We start from the raw sequence: 20,034 nt of genomic DNA, 5'->3' as shown, positions 1-20,034 counted from the left end.
CGTGGCTGCAAACTTACTTTATTTTCGCCTTTCCGAACTATGCCCCCGGGTTGTGGTTTATGAGGAGGGTATGAAACATTTACTCTGTGAAAGCACTACGTCGAATCAACCATTACTTCTATAAATACAAGTCTCATCTGATCTGGGGGACTATATTTATCATCATCTCCAACGTATTTGCGGTGGTGCCGGCGCAGGTCGTACGGCAGGCGTTTGATCTCATCAAAGAGACGATCGACATCTACCGCACGTACGAAGGCTTCGAGCTGCAAGAGGCTTTTTACGACATCTTCCTCGACAAGATTCTTTTCTACGGTATCTTGATTGTGGGCATGGCGCTGTTGCGCGGTGTCTTTCTGTTTTTTACGCGGCAGACCATCATCGTGATGTCGCGGCATATCGAATACGATCAGAAGAACGAAATCTACGAGCACTACCAGTCACTGCCCCTGAGTTTCTACCGGCGTCACAACACCGGCGACCTGATGGCCCGCATTTCGGAAGACGTCAGCCGCGTGCGGATGTACGTAGGCCCCGCCATTATGTACGGCATCAACCTGATTGCGCTGTTTGCCTTGGTGATCAGCTACATGTTCAGCGTAAACGCCGAGTTGTCGCTCTACGTGCTGTTGCCGCTGCCGGTGCTGTCCGTAAGCATCTATTTTGTTAACAACATCATCAACAAGCGTTCGGAAGAGATCCAGCGTAGCCTGTCCAACCTGTCCACCTTTGTGCAGGAAGCGTTTTCGGGCATTCGGGTGCTGAAGGCATTTACACGCGAAGGCGATTCGCTCGCGCAGTTCGAAAAAGAAAGCAACGATTACCGCTACAAGTCCATGCGGCTGGTGCGGGTCGATTCCCTCTTCTTCCCGCTGATGCTGGCGCTGATTGGGCTGAGCACGATCCTGACGGTTTACATTGGCGGCTTGCAGGTTATGGCCGGGAAAATCACGGTCGGCATCATCGCCGAGTTTGTCATCTATGTGAACATGCTCACCTGGCCGGTCGCGTCCCTGGGCTGGACCGCCAGTCTGATTCAGCGGGCGGCTGCCTCGCAGCAGCGGATCAACGAATTTCTGGACGTAAAGACCGACATCGTGTCGCGCAAAGAATTGTCGAAAGACATTCACGGCAAAATCGTATTCGATCAGGTAAGCTTCGTTTATCCCGACTCGGGCATCAAGGCGCTGGACCACGTGTCGTTCGAAGTAAAACCGGGGGAATCGATCGCCATTCTGGGCACCACCGGATCAGGCAAAAGCACCGTAGCCAACCTGATTTGCCGCATGTACGACCCGACGGGCGGAAATGTCACCATCGATGAGGTGGACGTACGCGACTACAACCTGCATTCGCTGCGGGGGCAGATCGGGTACGTGCCGCAGGACGTCTTTCTGTTTTCTGATACCATTCGCAACAACATCACGTTCGGGTTGCAGGGTGTCTCCGACGACCGCGTCGTTCAGGCCGCCGAAGACGCTGATCTGTATCACAACGTGATTGACTTCCCGGAAGGGTTCAGCACAAAAGTCGGAGAGCGCGGCATTACCCTGTCGGGCGGACAAAAACAGCGCGTGTCGATTGCGCGCGCCCTGGTCCGCGATCCGAACATCCTGATTCTGGACGACTCACTGTCGGCCGTAGATACGAAAACGGAAAACCGGATTTTAGGCAGGTTGAAAGGAATTATGGAAAACCGGACGACGGTCATCATCTCACACCGGGTGTCGTCGGCCAAGCTGGCGGACCGGATTCTGGTCTTGGACGAGGGAAAAGTAGTGGAGCAGGGTACGCACGATACCCTGTTGGCGGCGGGGGGCGTGTACAAAGAGTTGTACGACAAGCAACTCACGACGGAAGAAGCCGCCTGATGAGGCACTTGTCGTACAACGGCAGAAGCAGTTATACCATCACGGGTTGCATCCGCTGGCGGAACATCCGGTCGAAGAAAATCCGGGCTTTGTTCCAGGTCTCTTCGTCTACATAGTAGCTAACACGAGGGCCATCGATTTTACCTTTGATCAGCCCTACGGCTTTAAGTTCTTTTAAGTGTTGCGATACTGTCGACTGCGAAAGCGGCAGTTCGTTTACGATGTCACCGCAAATGCATTTGCCACGCTCGGCCAGGAGCTTGAGGATGGCAATGCGGGCGGGGTGTCCCAGGGCTTTGGCATACGCGGCCAGTGTGACCTCTTCGTAATCAAATTCGTCCTTTTTTGTGTAGGCCATAAGGTAGTTTTAGGATGAGAACGTACGTAAACACACGTGGATGTCAAGGTGTCAGCGCACGTGTTGTTGCTGCAAAAAAAAGGGATTTTTTGAGAAATCCGGCATCGTCAATAGACGATTTTCCTAAATGTGGATAAAAAAACGGGCATTTTCGCCTCAAAATCTTACGCGACTCTGCAAAAGGGTCTTAAAAGCTAAAATTAGCCCTGTATAGTGCAAATAGAGTTCATCATTTGAGCACAGGGAGTTACAGCGCACCAACGTATGGAAGAAACAACAACCGATAAAAGTGGCAATTTATTCGACCTGAGTATCCTGCGTCGACTGATGAGATTCGCCAAGCCTTACCAGGGCATGTTTTACCTGCTGATCTTCCTGACGTTGCTGTTGGGATTTTCCGGCCCGATTCGCCCCTACCTGTTTCAGGTGATGATCGATCAGCAGATTGCTGCCGGTGACTACAGCGGGCTGAGCAACATGCTCTACATCCTGCTGGGGCTGCTGGTGGTGCAGTCGGGCACGCAGTACGCCCACACGTACATTTCCGGCTGGCTGGGGCAGAACGTGATCCGCGACATTCGGGTGCAGCTCTACGAACACATTTTGAGCCTGCGGTTGAAGTTCTTCGACCGAATGCAAATCGGCCGGCTGGTGACGCGCAACGTATCCGACGTCGAAACGCTCTCAAACGTCTTTTCCGAAGGGCTAGCCGCCATGGCCGGCGATGTGGTGCAGATCTTCTTCATTCTGGCCCTGATGTTTTATTCCGACTGGGAATTGACGCTGGTCAGCCTTTCGACCCTGCCCCTCCTGCTGATCAGTACTTACATCTTCAAAGAGAAAATCAAGTACGCGTTCAACGATGTACGCACGGCGGTGTCCAACCTGAACTCGTTCGTACAGGAACACATCACCGGTATGAACATCGTGCAGATTTTCAGTAGCGAAGCGCAGGAGTACGAGAAGTTCAAGGAGATCAACGAAGTGCATCGCAAAGCCAACATTCAGTCGGTACTCTATTACTCGATCTACTACCCGGTGGCCGAAATCATTGCCGCCATCGGAACGGGTTTGCTGGTGTGGTACGGCGCGCGTGGGGTGTTGAAAGAAGACGTGACCTTCGGGACGCTGGTGGCGTTCATCATGTACATCTCCATGTTTTTCCGCCCGGTACGTGCCATTGCCGACCGTTTCAACACGTTGCAGCTGGGGGTAGTGAGCACAGACCGCATCTTCAAACTGCTGGACAACCGCGAGCACATCGTGAACGGCGGTGAACACCGTCCTGCCAAACTGAAAGGGGATGTACAGTTTAAAAACGTCTGGTTTGCGTACAACGATGCCGACTATGTACTGAAGGACATTTCGTTTCAGGTAAAGAAAGGCGAGACCCTGGCCCTGGTCGGGGCGACGGGGGCCGGCAAATCCTCCATCATCAACCTGCTCAACCGCTTTTACGAAATCAACCGCGGCGAAATCCTGCTCGACGGTGTGAACATCCGCGAGTTCGACCTGACCAATTTGCGGAGCCACATCGGGCTGGTCTTGCAAGACGTGTTTCTTTTTTCGGGAAGCATCGAAGAAAACATCACGCTGAACAACCCAGACATCAGCCGCGACCGCATCTGGGAAGCCGCCGAACTGGTGGGAGCCCGGAAGTTTATCGAGGCCCTTCCCGGCGGACTGGACTATAAAGTGATGGAACGGGGGGCTACCCTTTCGGTCGGACAGCGGCAACTGATTTCATTCATCCGGGCGATGGTATACGATCCCCAGATCATCATTCTGGACGAGGCCACTTCGTCGGTCGATACCGAAACGGAGGAAATGATCCAGAACGCCATCGAGAAGCTGATGTTCGGGCGTACGTCGATCGTAATCGCCCACCGCTTGTCGACCATCCAAACCGCCAACCAGATTCTGGTGCTCGACAAAGGCGAGATCAAGGAACGCGGCACGCACGAGAAGCTGCTGACCGAAAATGGCTACTATGCGCAGTTGCACCGCATGCAGTATAAAGAGGTGGTCTAAGTCTCTCTTCTGCTTGCCATGATCACACTGTGCAACTACATCGGAGGAAAATGGCGGGAACCGCACACGGGGCAGTACCTGGACGACGTGGACCCGGCCGTTGACCAGGTGTTCGCGCAAGTGCCCGCTTCGGGTCCGACCGATGTCGACGACGCAGTGGCTGCTGCCCAACGCGCCTTTCCGGCGTGGTCAGCACTGCCGGTGCGCGAGCGGTCGGCATGGCTGATGCAACTGGCCGAAGCCATCGAGGCACGACACGAAACGCTGGCGCAGGCCGAGTCGCGCGATACGGGCAAACCCCTGTGGCTGGCCCGGGCAGTCGACATTCCGCGTGCATCGGAGAACTTCCGTTTTTTCGCCACGGCGATGCTGCATTTCGCCTCCGAGTCGCACCTGACCGACCAGGTGGCGCTGAACTATACCGTCCGGTCTCCTTTGGGCGTGGTGGGCTGCATCTCGCCCTGGAATCTGCCGCTTTACCTTTTTACCTGGAAGATAGCCCCGGCGCTGGCCGCCGGGAATTGCGTAGTTGCCAAACCTTCGGAGGTAACGCCGCTGACGGCGTTTCATCTGGCCGAAATTTGCGAAGAGATCGGCTTTCCTGCCGGCGTGCTCAACATCGTACACGGGCGCGGGGCCGAAGCCGGACAGGCGTTGGTTACCCATCCGCATGTGGCCGCGATTTCGTTTACGGGCGGCACGCAGACGGGGCGTGGCATTGCGGCCGCGGCGGCTCCTTTGTTCAAAAAGCTGTCGCTGGAGCTAGGCGGAAAGAACCCGAATCTGGTCTTTGCCGACGCTGATCTGCACGAAGCCGTGCGCGAGAGCGTTCGTGCTGCCTTCACGAATCAGGGACAGATCTGTCTGTGTGGTTCCCGCATTTTCGTGGAACGCGCCCTCTACAAACCATTTCGCGAAGCGTTTCTGCAGGAAGTGGCGCACTGGCAAGTCGGCGATCCGCAAGACGAAACCACCAAGGTAGGGGCCGTGGTGTCGGAGTCGCACTTCAGGAAGGTCCTCTCCTACCTCGATCTGGCCTGTGACGAAGGCGCCACCGTGCTGACCGGGGGGCATTCGGTGCAAGTGGAAGGCCGTTGCACCAAAGGATTTTTTATGGCGCCTACGGTCCTGGAAGGCCTGTCGCCTCAGTGCCGTACCAACCAGGAAGAAATTTTTGGCCCGGTCGTTACCCTGACTCCTTTCGACACGGAAGATGAAGCCGTAACCTGGGCCAACAGCACACCCTATGGCTTGGCGGCGATGGTCTGGACGTCGGATGTGAAGCGGGCTCACCGTGTGGCAAGCGCCTTGCAGAGCGGAATCGTCTGGGTCAACTGTTGGATGCTGCGGGACCTGCGCACGCCTTTCGGCGGGATGAAGCAGTCGGGTGTAGGGCGTGAAGGCGGCTGGGAAGTTTTGCGGTTTTTCACTGAACCGAAAAACATCTGTCTGAAGTTGTAAGTACGTACCGCTTTTGTTTAAAATCGTTTATCGTGTGTATGCGTAGTAGGGCTAGATTGGGGCTGTTTGTGTGGTGCTGCCTGGGAATTTTTTCTGCAGCGTGGGCGGAGCATACGCCCTTTTCAAGAGAAGATAGCCTGCGGGGTAGCCTGAATCCGATGCGTCGGTGCTACGACGTCACGTACTACGACCTGCAGGTTCAGGTTGATCCTGCTCAGCAGACCATTACCGGGTCCAACGAAATTTTTTTCAGGGCAACGGAGCCTTTTCAGGTAATGCAGGTCGATCTGTTCCAGAACATGGAAGTCGATGCCATTACGTTTCACGAGGCCGAAGTAACCTTTCAGCGCGATGGCAACGCACTGTTGGTCGAACTGCCACACGCAGTACCGGCAGGACAGCAAGCCGCCCTGCGCATCGCCTACCACGGACGGCCCACCGAAGCGATCAAGCCTCCCTGGGACGGTGGCTTCGTATGGGCGAGCGACGGGCAGGGCAAGCCCTGGATTGCGGTGGCGTGCGAAGGTGCCGGGGCCAGTCTCTGGTGGCCCAACAAAGATCACCTCTCCGACGAGCCGGATAGCATGCAGATCAGCCTGGACGTGCCGAGCGGTTTGAAGGCCGTCGCCAACGGGCGACTGCGGCGGCAAACGTCCCTCTCCGATGGATATACCCGATTCGAGTGGTTTGTAGGCTATCCCATCAACAATTACAACGTGACGCTGAACATTGCCGATTACACGGAACTGACCGATGCCTACGTCAGTCACGACGGCGATACGCTCGCGCTCAATTACTACGTGTTGCCGCCCCACGCCACGCGCGCCCGCGAACATTTTCAGCAGGTAAAACCGATGCTGGCGATCTACGAGAAGTTGTTCGGAAAATACCCCTTTTGGGACGATGGCTACGCCCTGGTCGAAACGCCTTATTGGGGCATGGAGCACCAGAGTGCCGTGGCGTACGGAAACGAGTTTGAAAACCTGCCGCACTGGAACTTCGACTACATCATCGTGCACGAAAGCGGACACGAGTATTGGGGCAACAGCGTGAGCTGCCGCGACCACGGCGAAATGTGGATTCACGAGAGTTTTTGCACGTATGCAGAAGCACTCTACGTCGAAGCCAGGTTCGGATACGATGCCTCCGTAACGTACCTTCAGGAACGACTGGACGTGTACCCCATTGCCAACCGGGAGCCGATGCTGGGGCCGCTGGAGGTCAACTACACCGGCTGGAACGATGCCGACATGTATTACAAAGGGGCCTGGATGTTGCACACGTTGCGGAACGTAATCGGCCACGATTCGCTCTGGTTTGAAACCTTGTACGGACTGGCGCAACACTTTCGCTACCAGACGGTTACTACAGAGCAGGTAATCGGATACATGGAACAACATTTGGGATGCGATCTGTCCGCATTTTTTGACCAGTACCTACGCCACCCCAGCCCGCCGCAATTCGTGTACAAGGTAGACCGTGCCGGACATCGGGTTCGGTACCAGTGGAAAGCCGACGCCGAAGGGTTTCACATGCCGCTGCGCGTGCGCACCAAGGGAGGTGTGTGGCAAACCCTCACGCCTACGCAAACATGGCAGGAGTTTGTTCCGGCCAAGCCGGCCAAAAGTGGATTAGAAATTGATACACAGTCGTTTTATGTGACTTCAGACAAAAAGTGATGCCATCCGAATTCTCAAAACATAAACCCGTCTCCTCCTCACGTCAGTTCATGCGGAGCACGCTCTACGCCCGGCGGGACCCCTATCAACTGATGATCTACCTGGGCATGCTGGGGAGTGCCCTGATCTTTCTGTTCCTCAGCGTGGTGTACGTGCTTCGGAAGGGGGGTGCCCAGTGGGAAACCTTTGCCCTGCCGCGTATTTTCTGGCTTACCACGGCCGCCATCATGATCAGCAGCTTTACCCTGACGGCCGCGCGACGCGCCTTTCACCGGGAAAAATTTCTGACCTACCGCCTGTTGCTGAGCGCCACCTTCGTGCTCGCGCTGGTGTTTGCGGTGGGACAGGTCTTAGGCGGGCAGCAACTGTTGGAAGAAGGTATTACTTTGCAGGGCAATACGGCTGGCGCGTTTGTGTACCTTTTTTCGGGATTGCACCTGGCGCACGTGCTGGGGGGAATGCTGGTGGTGGCCTATGCACTGGTGGACGGCTGGCGTCATCATCACTACGTGGACTCATTTTTGCAGACGCTGAATCCCGTGAAAGTGTCGCGGTTGCGGCTGGTGAACCTCTACTGGCATTTTGTGGACGTGCTCTGGCTGTACCTGTTCGGGTTTCTGCTCTACCACCAGTTGTAATTGCCGGAAACGTCGGCCGCCCGACCAACCCGCGGGAATCTTTTGCCGGGTGGCTTCCGTTTCCAAGAATACGCGTCCGCGCACCGTAAGCGTACATCACGTAACGACCTTTGAGTTATGAACTATTTCGGGATGCTCCTGGCATTCTTTCTGCCGTTTGTGTTGCAGGCACAAATGGTGCAACCGCCCACCTGGACGTACAGCGTCAGCAAACAGGAAGTGAAAGCAGGCGACGAAACCGAGCTGATTTTCCAGGCGGAAATCGATCCGGCCTGGTACCTCTACTCCACCGACTTCGATCCTGACCTGGGGCCTTACGTCACCGAGTTTACGTTTACCCCGAACGCGACGTACGAACTGGTCGGCGACATCAAACCGATCAATCCGAAAAAGAAGTACGATGAGATCTGGGATGGCGAGTACACCTACTTCAAGAAGCACGCGGAGTTTCGGCAGAAAGTGCGGATGCTGAAAGCCAATCCCAGCATTGTGGCCCACATCGAATACCAGATTTGCTCCGACGAAACCGGGCAGTGCGTTTTGTTCGAGGAAGATCACACCTTCAGCGACATTCGGGTGAGTGGCAACGCAGCAACATCCACATCCGAACCGACCACCGGTAAGGCCTCGCTGGACGAAAAACCTACCCAAGCCGTGGCGGACGTCACGCGCGACGCGTACGTGCAGGACGATACCACCGAACCCGCCGTCGCCGGCAAAATGCCGGCCGCGCAAGATACGGCGACTGTGCAGCAAACGGCAGTGACGCGTTATTCTTCCGCGGCAACTGCCACAGCGGCCAGCGGAGGCTTATTGGGCTTTATGGTAGTCGCTTTCGGATCGGGACTGCTGGCTCTTTTGACGCCCTGCGTATTTCCGATGATTCCCATGACCGTGTCGTTCTTCACGCGCAGCGGCGGGGCACGCAGCAAAGCCATTCAACAGGCGCTGATTTACGGACTCTCCATCATTCTGATCTATACCTTGATCGGTACGGTGATTTCGCGGCTGAACGGCCCGGAGTTTGCCAATTTCGTCAGCACCCACTGGCTGCCGAATATTTTGTTTTTTGCCGTATTTATTTTCTTCGCGCTGGCCTTTCTGGGCATGTTCGAAATCGTATTGCCCAGCAGTCTGGTCAGTAAAGTCGACGCACAAGCCGACAAAGGCGGGTTAGTCGGGGTCTTTTTCATGGCTTTCACGTTGGTGTTGGTTTCGTTTTCGTGCACCGGTCCCATTGTCGGAAGTCTGCTGGTGGCCTCGGCCGGAGGAGAAGTGTTGCGTCCCATCGCAGGCATGTTTGCCTTCTCGCTGGCGTTTGCGCTGCCTTTTACCCTGTTCGCCATTTTCCCGCAGTGGTTGAGCAATCTGCCCAAGTCGGGTGGCTGGTTGAATTCCGTCAAGGTGGTGCTGGGCTTTCTGGAACTGGCGCTGGCGTTCAAGTTCCTCAGCGTGGCCGATCAGGCCTACCACTGGAACCTGCTGGACCGGGAAATTTATCTGGCGATCTGGATCGCCGTTTTCGCCGGGTTGGCGCTCTACCTGTTCGGGAAGATCCGTCTTCCTCACGACAGTGTATTGGAAAGCATTTCTGTGCCGCGTCTGTTGCTGGCACTGGTCACGCTGGGCTTTGTCGTGTATCTGATTCCGGGCCTGTTCGGCGCACCGCTGAAAGCACTGGCGGGTTACCTGCCGCCGCAGAATACGCTGGACTTCGACCTGACAAACCAACGTAGGGCTGGTGGCACTGGCGTGCTGGCCTCGAATTCGCTCGAAGGATGTGAACCGCCCAAGTATGACTTTTTGCACCTGCCACACGGCCTGCAGGGATATTTCGATCTGGAACAGGCGATGGCGTGCGCCCGCGCGCAAAACAAGCCGGTCTTCGTGGATTTTACCGGCCACGGGTGCGTCAACTGCCGCGAGATGGAAGCGCGGGTCTGGTCCGATCCTCGCGTCCTGCAACGCCTGAACGAAAACTTCGTGATCGCTTCGCTGTATGTAGACGATAAGACCGACCTGCCCGAAGCGGAATGGTACGTGTCGGAATACGACGGAAAGGAAAAACGCACCATCGGAAAGAAAAACGCCGATCTGCAAATCGGGCGGTACGGCAACAACGCCCAGCCGTACTACCTCCTCCTGGACCCTGTGACGGGCAAGCCGCTGGTGCCCCCGACGGCATATGACCTGGACGTACAGCATTTTGTAGAATTCCTGGACGCTGGCCGTGAAGCCTATCAGCAACAGGTGGCCTTGAAGTAAACTAGAAATAAAGCCAGTAGCCTTTCAGTTGGCCTTGCGTGTTGACCTCCAGGGCGGGGAAGGGTACCTTGACGAAGAACAGCACATTAAATACTTTCTTCAAAAAACGCGATCGCGTGGGAATACGCGTCCAATCCACATCGAGCGACAGCAGAAATTGCCGATACCGTGCCGTTTCGGGTAGCCACACACCCCGGTAGTAGCGAAGGTTTTCAAATTCGCCGAACATGCCGTTAGCGCTGTAGCCTGCCGCGACGCTGAGCCAGGGCGGTAGTGTCTCGTGCCACACCAGCTTGTTCAGCGGGGCGCTCAGCCAGTAGGTGTGCCCGTTGTAATCGAGGAACAGGCTCTGCAAAAAATTGCGTCCCATGTAACCGTTGGCCTGCGCTGCGTAAGGCGAGCGCCAGAAACTGAACTTGTATTTGACCAGTTGCTCCCGAAACAGCAACTCTTGCCCAACGACCAACGCTGACCCGGTTGCGTTGGCCACCACATCGCTCCACGAAAAGCCCCAGCCTTCGTACAAGCCGTCGAACACTTCAATGGGGGCTTGCAACACAAACCCGAGTGCTCCGCCATACATCAAGGACTTTTTACGACTGACGCCCGCATCGCGCAGCAAATGGTAACCTGCGTAGCTTTCCAGGTAACTGCCGAACACGTGTCCGAACTTGTCGATCTGCAGATAGCCTTTGTGGTCGTCGTAAAAGTGAAACGGAACCGCTTCGTGGTCCTTGTACCAGATGAACTGCAAATACGACATGCCGGCGACGTAGAACGCACTTTCGGCCAGGATGATCCGCGTCAGCTTCTTTTTGTTGACCTGAGCTGTGTCGGCGTATTGGGCAATTGCAAGGCCTCCTCCACTGCCAATACAAAGCCAGAAGAACAGCAGAAGACGCATGGCAGCTCAAACAATATCTTACAAAGTGAACGTAATGGGAATGATCATCCGGACGCGCGTGAGAGTGCCCTCATGTTTACCAGGAATCCAGGGCGAAGAAGCGTTGATGGCTTTTAGTGCTTCTTCGTCGCACCCGCCACCGATTCCTTTGACTATACGTGCGTTGGTGAGCGAGCCGTCTTTCTCAACAATAAATTCCACAAATACCCTACCCTGTATTTTCTCTTTGCGAGCTAGTTTGGGATAAGTAAGCGTCTTACTTAGGTAGTTACCAAAGGCGGCTTTGCCGCCAACAGGCTCAGGCATTTCGTCAACTACTCGTAAGACGGTGTCCGTAGAAATTTCTGTACTTACCGCGCTACTCGTTTGCGCATGTACATCAATCCGTACCAAAAGTGTAAAGGCGAAAAAAGCAGCGAGCCAGAAGCGCATGGTAAAAAGGTTGAGTTGAAAGAAGTCCGAAAGATAGCGCGGACCTGCACTCAAACCAAGATAGACATGATGTCTTCCTTACTCAGGCTTTTGACGAACGACTCTTCCGTGGTGATCAGTTCGCTGGCGAGTTTGCGCTTGTCGTGTTGCAGGGCGAGAATTTTCTCTTCTACCGTGTCGCGGGTGATGAATTTGTAGGTAAACACCTTCCGTTCCTGTCCGATGCGGTGCGCACGGTCGATGGCCTGCGCCTCAATGGCAGGATTCCACCACGGATCGAGAATGAACACGTAGTCGGCGGCGGTGAGGTTCAGGCCCACGCCCCCGGCCTTTAGCGAGATCAGGAAGATCTGCAACTTTTCGTTTTCCTGAAATTTCTCTACCTGCGCTTGCCGGTCTTTCGTGCTGCCGTCCAGGTAAGCGTATTTGATCTTTTTCTTGTCCAGGCGGCTTTTCAGGATTTGCAGATGTTTTACAAACTGGCTGAAGATGAGCACCTTGTGATTTTCGCCCAGGATGCTTTCCAGTTTGTAGATCACGTCTTCCATCTTGCCCGAATCTCCTTCGTAGCCCTCGTCGATCATGCGTGGGTGATTGGCCAGTTGACGCAGGGCGGTGAGGCCTTGCAGCAGCAGCAGTTGCGACTGCGACACGCCGTTGTGCTCGATGTAATCGAGAATTTTGTTGCGGTAATACGATTTCGATTCCTCGTAAATCTTCTGTTGCGTCTCGCTCATGTCGCAATACTGCACGTGGTCCACCTTTTCGGGCAGTTCGCGGGCGACCTGCGACTTGTGCCGACGGAGCACAAACGGTTTGATGATGTTGTAGAGCCGCTGCGTCTTCACCTCGTCGTGTTTCTTCTCGATCGGATTCAGGAACTCGTGCCGGAAGAAATGTTGGTTGCCCAGCAGACCCGGGTTTACGAAGCTGATTTGCGACCAGAGGTCCATCGTGCTGTTTTCGAGCGGCGTCCCCGTCAGAATCAGGCGATTGCGTGCGTTGAACTTCCGCACCGCCCGCGCGATGTTTGACGACGGGTTTTTGATGGCCTGCGATTCGTCCAGAATCACGTAGTTGAAGAAGTACTGCTTGAGGAGGTCAATGTCGATGCGCGCGATGCCATATGAAGTCAGAATGACGTCGTAATTCTGGAAAATCGAGATGTCCTTTTCGCGTGAGGTTCCAATGTAGGTAAAGATGCGCAGTTCGGGCGTAAAGCGGCGCGCTTCCACTTCCCAGTTGTAGATGAGCGACGTGGGCAGCACCAGGAGCGACGCCTGTTCCACACCCGCTTCTTTCTGTTGCTGGAGCAGCGCCAGCGTCTGCACGGTTTTGCCCAGGCCCATGTCGTCGGCCAGACAGCCCCCGAACCGGTACTTGTTCAGGAAGAGCATCCAGTTGTAGCCCGCCTTCTGGTAAGGCCGCAACGTGCCGTTAAAGCCCTGTGGCAGAGGAACATCTTCGATCTGTTCGAATTCACGCAGCTTTTCCAGCTTGCGGCTGATGGTTACCTGCGCCAGGTTGCCCTGTTCCAGTTCTTTGATCAGCGCCAGGTGATGTTTCTGCAACTTCAGGTTTTCGGAAACGTGTCCGTTTCGCTGCTCTTCCGTAAAGGCCAGTAGCTCTGAGTAGCGAACGAACCACTCTTCCGGAATCACCGCCACTTCGCCGTTGGGCAGCGTAAACTCCCGTTTTTTCTGCAAAATCAGGTTCCGCAGTTTCAGAAACGCCACTTCAAAGTCGCCGAAGCGCACAATGGCGTGGATGTCGAACCAGTCGCGGTTCTCGGTGATTTCCAGGTTGATCGACGATTTGCCGAGGAAGTAACGCTTGTCGTCCTGCTGTTGCTGGCGGATGGTGTAGCCTTGCTCCCGCAGTGCCTCTACGTGATCGGCCAGCCACTGAAAACCTTCCTGTCGAGGCACGCGGTGGCGGTTACCCGTCCCGAAATTCAGGCCCAGGGTCTTGAGCTTTTCGACCACTGCTTGTTCGCACGCCTTCTTGCGGCGAATGCGGTGGAAAACGTACGAGTCGCCTACCGTCTCGACGGCCACGCTCACCGGCTGCTGCGGATCGGCCTCGAACGTAAACGCTCCGTACGCATAGCAGAGCGTAAACTCCAGTTCGCCGTCGTTGCCGTTGCTGTCGGTCATTTCCGAAAACATAAGGACCGGCTCGGGCTGAAGTTCATCACACGTGATCTCAAAGCCCTTGGCGTAAACGTCGTACGACTCTACGAGCGGTGCCACGAATTTTTTGAAGTACATCTCTTCCACCTTCCGCGGAATGGTGATAAACTTCTTGTTGAGGAAAGGCTTCAGCTTGTTGCCATCTACGTTTTTCTCAAAGTCGTACAGGCAGTTTCCCAGCAGCATCCAGGCCGGTTCCCGGCACACGATCATCGCATTTTTGTACTGAAAATCGAGCTTTTCGCCTTTGTACTTGATCGTCGGGAAATAGTGCGTGTTGTCCTCGTTCCGCCGAAAGTGGAACAACACCGTGGCCTTTTCTTCCGACATATACACCTGCCGCCAGGTCGGTTCGCCGTCGTTGCCCATCTCGAAGATCATTTTGTCGCGGAGCAGCGGCAGAATTTCCGATTTGCGGGTTTCGATAAAGGCGTCGATGCGTTCCTGAAGCGCTTTGTCGCCTTTTTCAGGATCGTACACCTTCAGGTAAAAATCGGTCGTGGAAATTTTTTTCGGAGAGAACGTCTTGACGATGGTATCGTGCTGGATCTGGTCCATTAGTTCGATCAACCGAAAGTCGGTTTCGTCGAGGCCCTCGGCAAATTCGGGAGCGTTTTTCGCCGAGATGTTCTGATGCTGGAGGGTGAGCCGACCATGATCATCTTTTTGCACCACGAACGATTCGATCAGGTAACCGAGGTACTCGTGGCCATAGAGCGAATAAATGATCTGAAATGGCTTGGCTTTAGATACGTGCATGGGTAGCGCAATAAATCTCCAATGTTAAGAAATAGCGCTGTAACCTGAAATTAAAATCCTTTTAATTTGAGTTAATAATTCTTTACAGAAAGGTCATTACTGTTGTCAAAATGTAAAAATTGCAGGATTTAATTTAAGGATAAAGCAACCTTTGAGGCCAACTTTCGCCAAAGCCTCAAACCTGCAGTTCGAGTAGGGACGTACTGGCTGCCTGGGAGGCGGGGCGGTACGTAGCCAGCAACGTGATGACGATGATCAGCAACGCAGAAAAAACAAAGTCTTCCCACTGGATTTTGATGGGGTAGGCGTCTAAAATGGAAGTCTGCATGCCCATGGAAATAATGCCGTAATGCTGTTGCAAAAGGCAGAAGATCAAGCCCCCTACCAGACCGATGGCCGCGCCCGTGAAGGCGATGAGCGCCCCTTCGTTCATAAAAAGGCGACGGATGAAGCCGGGCGTTGCGCCCAGTGCATAAAAGACCGCCACGTCGTGCTTCTTTTCGATGGCAAGCATGCTTAAGGAGAAGAAAATGTTGAACGAGGCGATACCCAGAATAAACGCAAAGGTCAGAAACACAAACAGGCGTTCGACCCGGATGGCGCGGATCAGGCTGGCGTGCTGCTCATCGGAGTTTTGCACCAGAAAGGCGTCGCCGAGTAAGGCTTTGAGGCGTTTCTGCACCGCCTCCAGGTCGCTCCCCGGTTCTGTCTGAATCTCCAAGGAAGTACGTCGGTTGCCGTAGCTCGTGAGCGCCTCGGCGAAGCTGAGGGGCACAAACACGTAGTTATCGTCGAAATGCTGTTCGATCGAAAAAACGCCGCCTGGCCGGATGTTCATCCGGGTGAAGGCGCTTTCGGGACTCAGGCCCACCTGTCGGGTTTTCTTGGGGTGCCAGAGTTGCAGCGGATAAAAGTGATTGTCGAGCACTATGTTCAGCGCGTACTGCACGCCTAACCCTACGATGGCATAGTTGGTATCGGCTTTGGATAGGACCAGTTGCCCGCTCACCAGCGCCGAGTCGAGGCGGGCCTGTTTGGTGAAGTTGTCGCTGACGCCCTTCACCTTCACGACCATGTGGGCGTCGCGGTAGCGCATCAGCGCATTGTCTTCGATCACTTCTGTGACGTACCGTACGCCCTCGGCCGTGCGAAGTTGCTCGAGCATGGCGCTGTCTATTTCAAACGACTTGCCTTCGGCCGCGCTGATTTTAATTTCCGGATCGAACGTGCCGTACAGGCGGCGGATCATGTCCTCAAGCCCATTGAATACCGACAACGCCACCACCAGCGCCGTAACGCCCACGGCGACCCCCAGCATGGAAATCACCGAGATGATGCTGATGAAGCTCTTTTTCTTGCGGGAAAAGAAGTAGCGTTTGGCGACAAACAGGGGCAGTTGCATACGTCAGTAACTCAGGAACGTTAGCAAGATAACGACTGCCGGAAGGATTTTCGGATTTTATTTCCAGGCTTTGACCAGCAGTCCCATGCCACTGCGGTGGTTCCAGCGCATGTCCAGCCAGTTCAACACGAAGCAGAACGGATAGACCACCATGTAGTAGGGAATCAGCAGCCACAGAAACGCCGAGGAACGCTGGAGCAGCGTGGCGGGGTACTTCATGGAAAGCAGCCACGAAAGGCGTCCGGCCCGGCCGTAGATGTAGCGCATCGCAATTTTGCGGAAGCCCGCCGCGCACAGTTTTTCGCGCAACTCCTGCTTGTCGTACCCGGGACGAATCCGGGAGTCGAGTTGCATGGCGTCTGCGCCGTCGAGCGTCGACGTGCCGGCTTGCCGCGAGGGGCTGCAAATCAGCAGCATCCCGCCGGGTTTAAGCGCGCGGTACATGTTGGTAAGCACCTGTACGTCGTCCTGAATGTAGGTCAGTACGTCGACTGACAACTCCAGGTCGAACGAATCGGGGCGGTCCAGGTCGTTCAGGTCCTGTGTTTTACAAAACACATTGTCGACCCCGGATTGGTGGAAGAAAGAGTTACAGGAACAGACCTGGTCTTCTTTTACATCCACCGCCAGTACACTCCATTTGTCGCTCACGCGGCTCAGGTACCAGGCGTTCTGCCCAAAACCGGTGCCGGCATCCAAAATGTGAATGGACTGCTTGCGCAACTTTCTACCCCACAGCTTGATCTCCTTGTGGATGTGCCAGGAACGGAGCAGCAGCAGGTCGAGCAGAAAGTAGAGAATTTTTCGATAGAAACCTGTAGTCCCAAATAGGTCGTTCAGGTTGGTCTTCAGACTTTCGTATTGCATAGTACACGAACTACTCGTTTCGGTCCGTGCGGGTGCGGTTAACGTCTTCATCATTTTCCTCCGGTGGAATGTCCAGCTTGTCTAGGAGAGAGTCGATGTGCGAAGCGTATTCAGCGGTATCATCCGGGTAAAAACGTAACTCGGGAATGATGCGGACTTGGTTTTTGATACGAGCCGCCAGTTGATGACGGATCTGTTTATTCCGCTCTTCGATGCGTTCCAAAAGGCCCTGTGGATCTTTTGTTAGCAGGAAGCTAAGGTAGACTTTGGCCACACTGAGATCGGGGCTCACGCGCACGCTAGTCACCGTGATAAACGCCCCATCGAACCAATGCTTACTATCTTGTTGGAAAATGGTAGCCAAATCCCGCTGGAGCAATCTCGCAAATTTCTGTTGTCGCTGGCTTTCCATAAAATAAGGGCTGCAAAGTTACGTCTTATTTTCTTTCTCCCAATATTTTCGCAGCTTTCCATGTAGCAAATGCATCGTATTTCATAAAAGTTCACCAATCGTGATCAGCTTCTTTAAAACAATCTCGCCCCTGCGTCTGGTAGCGCTTCTGGTAATTCTGGTGGGGCTCCGGCTGCCGTGGCTTCTGGGCACGACGCCCCTGACCGTGACCGAAGTAGGTTGGATGGTGGTGGGTGAAAAAGTAAGCCACGGGGCCGTAATGTACCGCGACGTATGGGATACCACCGCCCCGCTGGCCAGTGTGGTCTATGGCCTGCTGCATACGCTGTTCGGCAAGTCGCAGCTGGCGTTCCAGTGGGCGGCGCTGGTGCTGGTGGCCGTGCAGGCGTTTCTGTTCAATCGCTACATGGACCAAGACGACGTGTATCCGGACCGCACTTCGCTGCCGGGCCTGATGTACGTATTGGTCAGCAGTCTCTTCTTCGATTTTCTGACGCTCTCGCCCGCGCTGATGGCCGTCACGTTTCTGCTTCCGGCGCTGCACCGCGTTTTCCGCCACATACGACTGGGACTCGAAGACGACGATCTGTTTTTCATCGGCCTGTTTGTAGGCATTGCGGCGCTGTTTCACCTGCCCATTCTGGTGTTTCTGGCGTTGCCCATTTTAGCTTTTCTGCTTTATTCAGGCACTACCGCCCGGCAATACGTCCTGATTCTGATCGGTGCTGCGCTGCCCATTGCCATTGCCTTTCTGTACTACTATTGGTACGATGCGGCCCTACTCTTCTATCGAAACTATTGGGCCACGTTGTTATCGCTGGCCTCGGTGAACTTTGCCGAATACCAGACGCTGGCGATCATTTTCGGTATTCCGGTGCTGCTCATGCTGGCAGGTGCGCTGATGATGAGCGGCAACCATCAGTACACCAATTACCAGAGCATCTGCCAGCAGATTATGGTAATGTGGGTGATCGGTGGCGTGGCCGTGATCTTTTTCGATTACCGGCGAACGCCGTCGCAGTTCATGGTGCTGGTGCCTGCGGCCGCTTATTTCATCACGCACGTATTTGTGCTGGCCCGGAAGCGGTGGCAGTACGAAGCCGGATTCGGCGTGCTGGTGCTGGCGGTGGTGGCGTCGCTGTACGGACCTCAATGGATGAGCGCAGAGGCGTTGGGCCCCCTGGACGATTACCTGGTGGAGCGAAGCGAAGATCCGGCCCGCGACATTGCATCTGGCAAGCGTGTACTCGTGTTGGGCGATGCGCTGGTTGCTTATCAGGATCATGCGCTGGCCACGCCTTACCTCGACTGGAATCTGGCGAAAAAGCATTTACACGGGCTGGACACCTACCGGGCGGTGGTAGACGTGTACGAAAATTTCGTGAACGATCCGCCCGACGTCATCATCGACCAGGAAGAAATGGTCCCGCAGTTGTTCTTCCGCATCCCAACGCTACGCGAACAGTACCAGCCATCCGGCCAACCGGGGGTGTACGTGCGCACGCAAACGGCCGCCAGAGGATTATAACCGCCGAAATCGAAAGAACGGAAAGCTGGCACCCGCCGGAAACGTATCCTGATCGGGCGGTAACTCCAGGAAGCCGTCGCATTGTGATAGATTCGCCAGATCGCCCGACCCCTGCCCCGCCAGTGGCACAGCCAGCAGTACACCGTTCGGACTGCTGTTTACCCGTACCGGAAGCAGGTAGGTCAAGGCTGGTTTGAACGAGACTTCCACCGTCAGTTGGGCGTATTCGGTCGGAAAATCTACGCCCAGGTGACGGTAGAGCCACGGCCGCACGTAGCGGTAAAAACAGAAAAATGTAGAAACCGGGTTGCCCGGCAGGGCAAACACCACCTTACCGGAAGCAGTGGTACCGAACCAGATCGGCTGCCCGGGCCGTTGCGCAAGGCGATGAAAATGCCGCTGCACACCCAGGTCGGCCAACACATCGGGCACAAAATCAGACGTTCCTTTCGAGACGCCGCCGCTCAGGATCAGCAGGTCGTGCGCCTCCAGCAACGCCCGAAGCTGCGTCTTCAGCGCGTCATAATCGTCGCGCAAGTGGTAGCGTTCCGCACCGATCCCTTCTTGATGCAATGCCGCTTGCAAAGCATGACTGTTCGACTGGCGAATCTGGTGGGGGGCGGGCGCTTGCGTCACCTCGACTAACTCATCGCCGGTTGCGATCAGCGCTACCCGCGGCATGTGGCTCACCTGCACCTCCGCTTTGCCTACGGTGGCGGCTACTGCAATCTCAGCGGGCGACAGGCGAACGCCCGGTTCCAGCAATACGTCGTGTTGGCTACGGTCGCTGCCCTGCCGGTGGACGTTCTGCCCCGCCCGTTCCGGCCATACCTGCACGTCGGCCCAGACGCTTTCCGCTTCTTCCTGCAAGGTGACGTCTTCGTAGCGCACCACCGTGTCGGCGTTCTGCGGCAGTACTGTCCCCGTCATTACCTCCAGGCAACCGTTCGCTCGATCTTGCAATTGCCCTTGTGGCGCACCGGCCAGTTGCCGGCCTTCCACGCGGAGCCGCCGAGGCGTCGGTTGCCAGGTGAACGCAATGCCGTCCATCGTCACCCGATCGAACGGCGGGAAATCGCGGTCGGCCGACACGGGTTCGCGCAGGATGCGGCCCACAGCAAGCTCCAGCGGCAAAGTCACCACCGAAGCGCGGGGCGCATGGTTCAGTATAATCTGGAGGGCTTCCGTAACCGAGATCATAAGCAAGCGTTACTTTTGAATGAACAGAATTTCAG

Annotated in this window: 15 protein-coding genes; 7 read left to right on the top strand and 8 right to left on the bottom strand. The window is 55.3% G+C overall.

Going from position 1 to position 20,034, the window contains the following annotated elements; genetic code table 11:
* The first annotated feature begins 86 nt into the window (after positions 1-86).
* A complete protein-coding gene (locus BLR44_RS09930) occupies positions 87-1,871 on the top strand; it encodes an ABC transporter ATP-binding protein (RefSeq protein WP_089681543.1) in 1,785 nt (594 codons plus the stop codon).
* A 31-nt stretch (positions 1,872-1,902) separates the two neighbouring features.
* Here the strand turns inward: BLR44_RS09930 and BLR44_RS09925 are convergent, their stop codons facing one another.
* Positions 1,903-2,229, bottom strand: coding sequence for an ArsR/SmtB family transcription factor (locus BLR44_RS09925; protein ID WP_089681542.1), 327 nt, complete (start codon positions 2,227-2,229; stop codon positions 1,903-1,905).
* A gap of 264 nt (positions 2,230-2,493) precedes the next feature.
* Between BLR44_RS09925 and BLR44_RS09920 the strand changes: the two genes are divergently transcribed.
* The 5 genes from BLR44_RS09920 to BLR44_RS09900 all read left to right on the top strand — a co-directional run bounded on the left by BLR44_RS09920 (position 2,494) and on the right by BLR44_RS09900 (position 10,303).
* Positions 2,494-4,260, top strand: a complete 1,767-nt coding sequence (locus tag BLR44_RS09920) for an ABC transporter ATP-binding protein (protein WP_089681541.1) — start codon at positions 2,494-2,496, stop codon at positions 4,258-4,260.
* 18 nt (positions 4,261-4,278) lie between these two features.
* Positions 4,279-5,721: an aldehyde dehydrogenase gene (locus tag BLR44_RS09915; RefSeq protein ID WP_089681540.1), complete on the top strand. Its 1,443-nt coding sequence runs from the start codon at positions 4,279-4,281 to the stop codon at positions 5,719-5,721.
* Positions 5,722-5,879: 158 nt separating this feature from the next.
* The gene (locus BLR44_RS09910) at positions 5,880-7,400 is read left to right on the top strand and encodes a M1 family metallopeptidase (RefSeq protein WP_176955972.1); all 1,521 of its coding nucleotides are present in this window, start codon (positions 5,880-5,882) and stop codon (positions 7,398-7,400) included.
* 50 nt (positions 7,401-7,450) lie between these two features.
* Positions 7,451-8,038, top strand: coding sequence for a cytochrome c oxidase subunit 3 (locus BLR44_RS09905; protein ID WP_176955971.1), 588 nt, complete (start codon positions 7,451-7,453; stop codon positions 8,036-8,038).
* Between the two features lie 117 nt (positions 8,039-8,155).
* Positions 8,156-10,303 (top strand): protein-disulfide reductase DsbD family protein, encoded by a 2,148-nt coding sequence (locus tag BLR44_RS09900; protein ID WP_089681537.1) that lies wholly within the window; start codon positions 8,156-8,158, stop codon positions 10,301-10,303.
* Between the two features lies 1 nt (position 10,304).
* Here the strand turns inward: BLR44_RS09900 and BLR44_RS09895 are convergent, their stop codons facing one another.
* The 6 genes from BLR44_RS09895 to rbfA form a co-directional block, all read right to left on the bottom strand.
* On the bottom strand, positions 10,305-11,207 hold the full coding sequence (locus BLR44_RS09895; RefSeq protein ID WP_089681536.1) for a DUF2279 domain-containing protein: 903 nt from the start codon (positions 11,205-11,207) through the stop codon (positions 10,305-10,307).
* A gap of 18 nt (positions 11,208-11,225) precedes the next feature.
* Entirely contained in the window at positions 11,226-11,639 is a 414-nt protein-coding gene (locus BLR44_RS09890; RefSeq protein ID WP_143017219.1) for an energy transducer TonB, read from the bottom strand.
* Between the two features lie 50 nt (positions 11,640-11,689).
* A complete protein-coding gene (locus BLR44_RS09885) occupies positions 11,690-14,590 on the bottom strand; it encodes a DEAD/DEAH box helicase (RefSeq protein ID WP_089681534.1) in 2,901 nt (966 codons plus the stop codon).
* A 175-nt stretch (positions 14,591-14,765) separates the two neighbouring features.
* Positions 14,766-15,992 (bottom strand): ABC transporter permease, encoded by a 1,227-nt coding sequence (locus tag BLR44_RS09880; protein WP_089681533.1) that lies wholly within the window; start codon positions 15,990-15,992, stop codon positions 14,766-14,768.
* A 57-nt stretch (positions 15,993-16,049) separates the two neighbouring features.
* Complete coding sequence (locus BLR44_RS09875; RefSeq protein ID WP_176955970.1) at positions 16,050-16,859, bottom strand: class I SAM-dependent methyltransferase; 810 nt, start codon at positions 16,857-16,859, stop codon at positions 16,050-16,052.
* Between the two features lie 10 nt (positions 16,860-16,869).
* A complete protein-coding gene (gene rbfA / locus BLR44_RS09870) occupies positions 16,870-17,271 on the bottom strand; it encodes a 30S ribosome-binding factor RbfA (protein ID WP_089681531.1) in 402 nt (133 codons plus the stop codon).
* 100 nt (positions 17,272-17,371) lie between these two features.
* On the opposite strand from rbfA, the gene BLR44_RS09865 reads away from it, so the two are divergent.
* Entirely contained in the window at positions 17,372-18,799 is a 1,428-nt protein-coding gene (locus tag BLR44_RS09865) for a DUF6427 family protein (RefSeq protein ID WP_089681530.1), read from the top strand.
* Here the strand turns inward: BLR44_RS09865 and BLR44_RS09860 are convergent.
* Positions 18,794-19,999: a molybdopterin molybdotransferase MoeA gene (locus tag BLR44_RS09860; protein ID WP_089681529.1), complete on the bottom strand. Its 1,206-nt coding sequence runs from the start codon at positions 19,997-19,999 to the stop codon at positions 18,794-18,796. The genes BLR44_RS09865 and BLR44_RS09860 overlap by 6 nt on opposite strands.
* Between the last annotated feature and the right edge of the window lie 35 nt (positions 20,000-20,034).

The sequence above is a fragment of the Catalinimonas alkaloidigena genome (assembly GCF_900100765.1).
Classification (GTDB): Bacteria; Bacteroidota; Bacteroidia; order Cytophagales; family Flexibacteraceae; genus Mooreia; species Mooreia alkaloidigena.
Note: the sequence above shows the minus strand (reverse complement) of the source record. Positions and strands in the feature narration are given on the sequence as shown.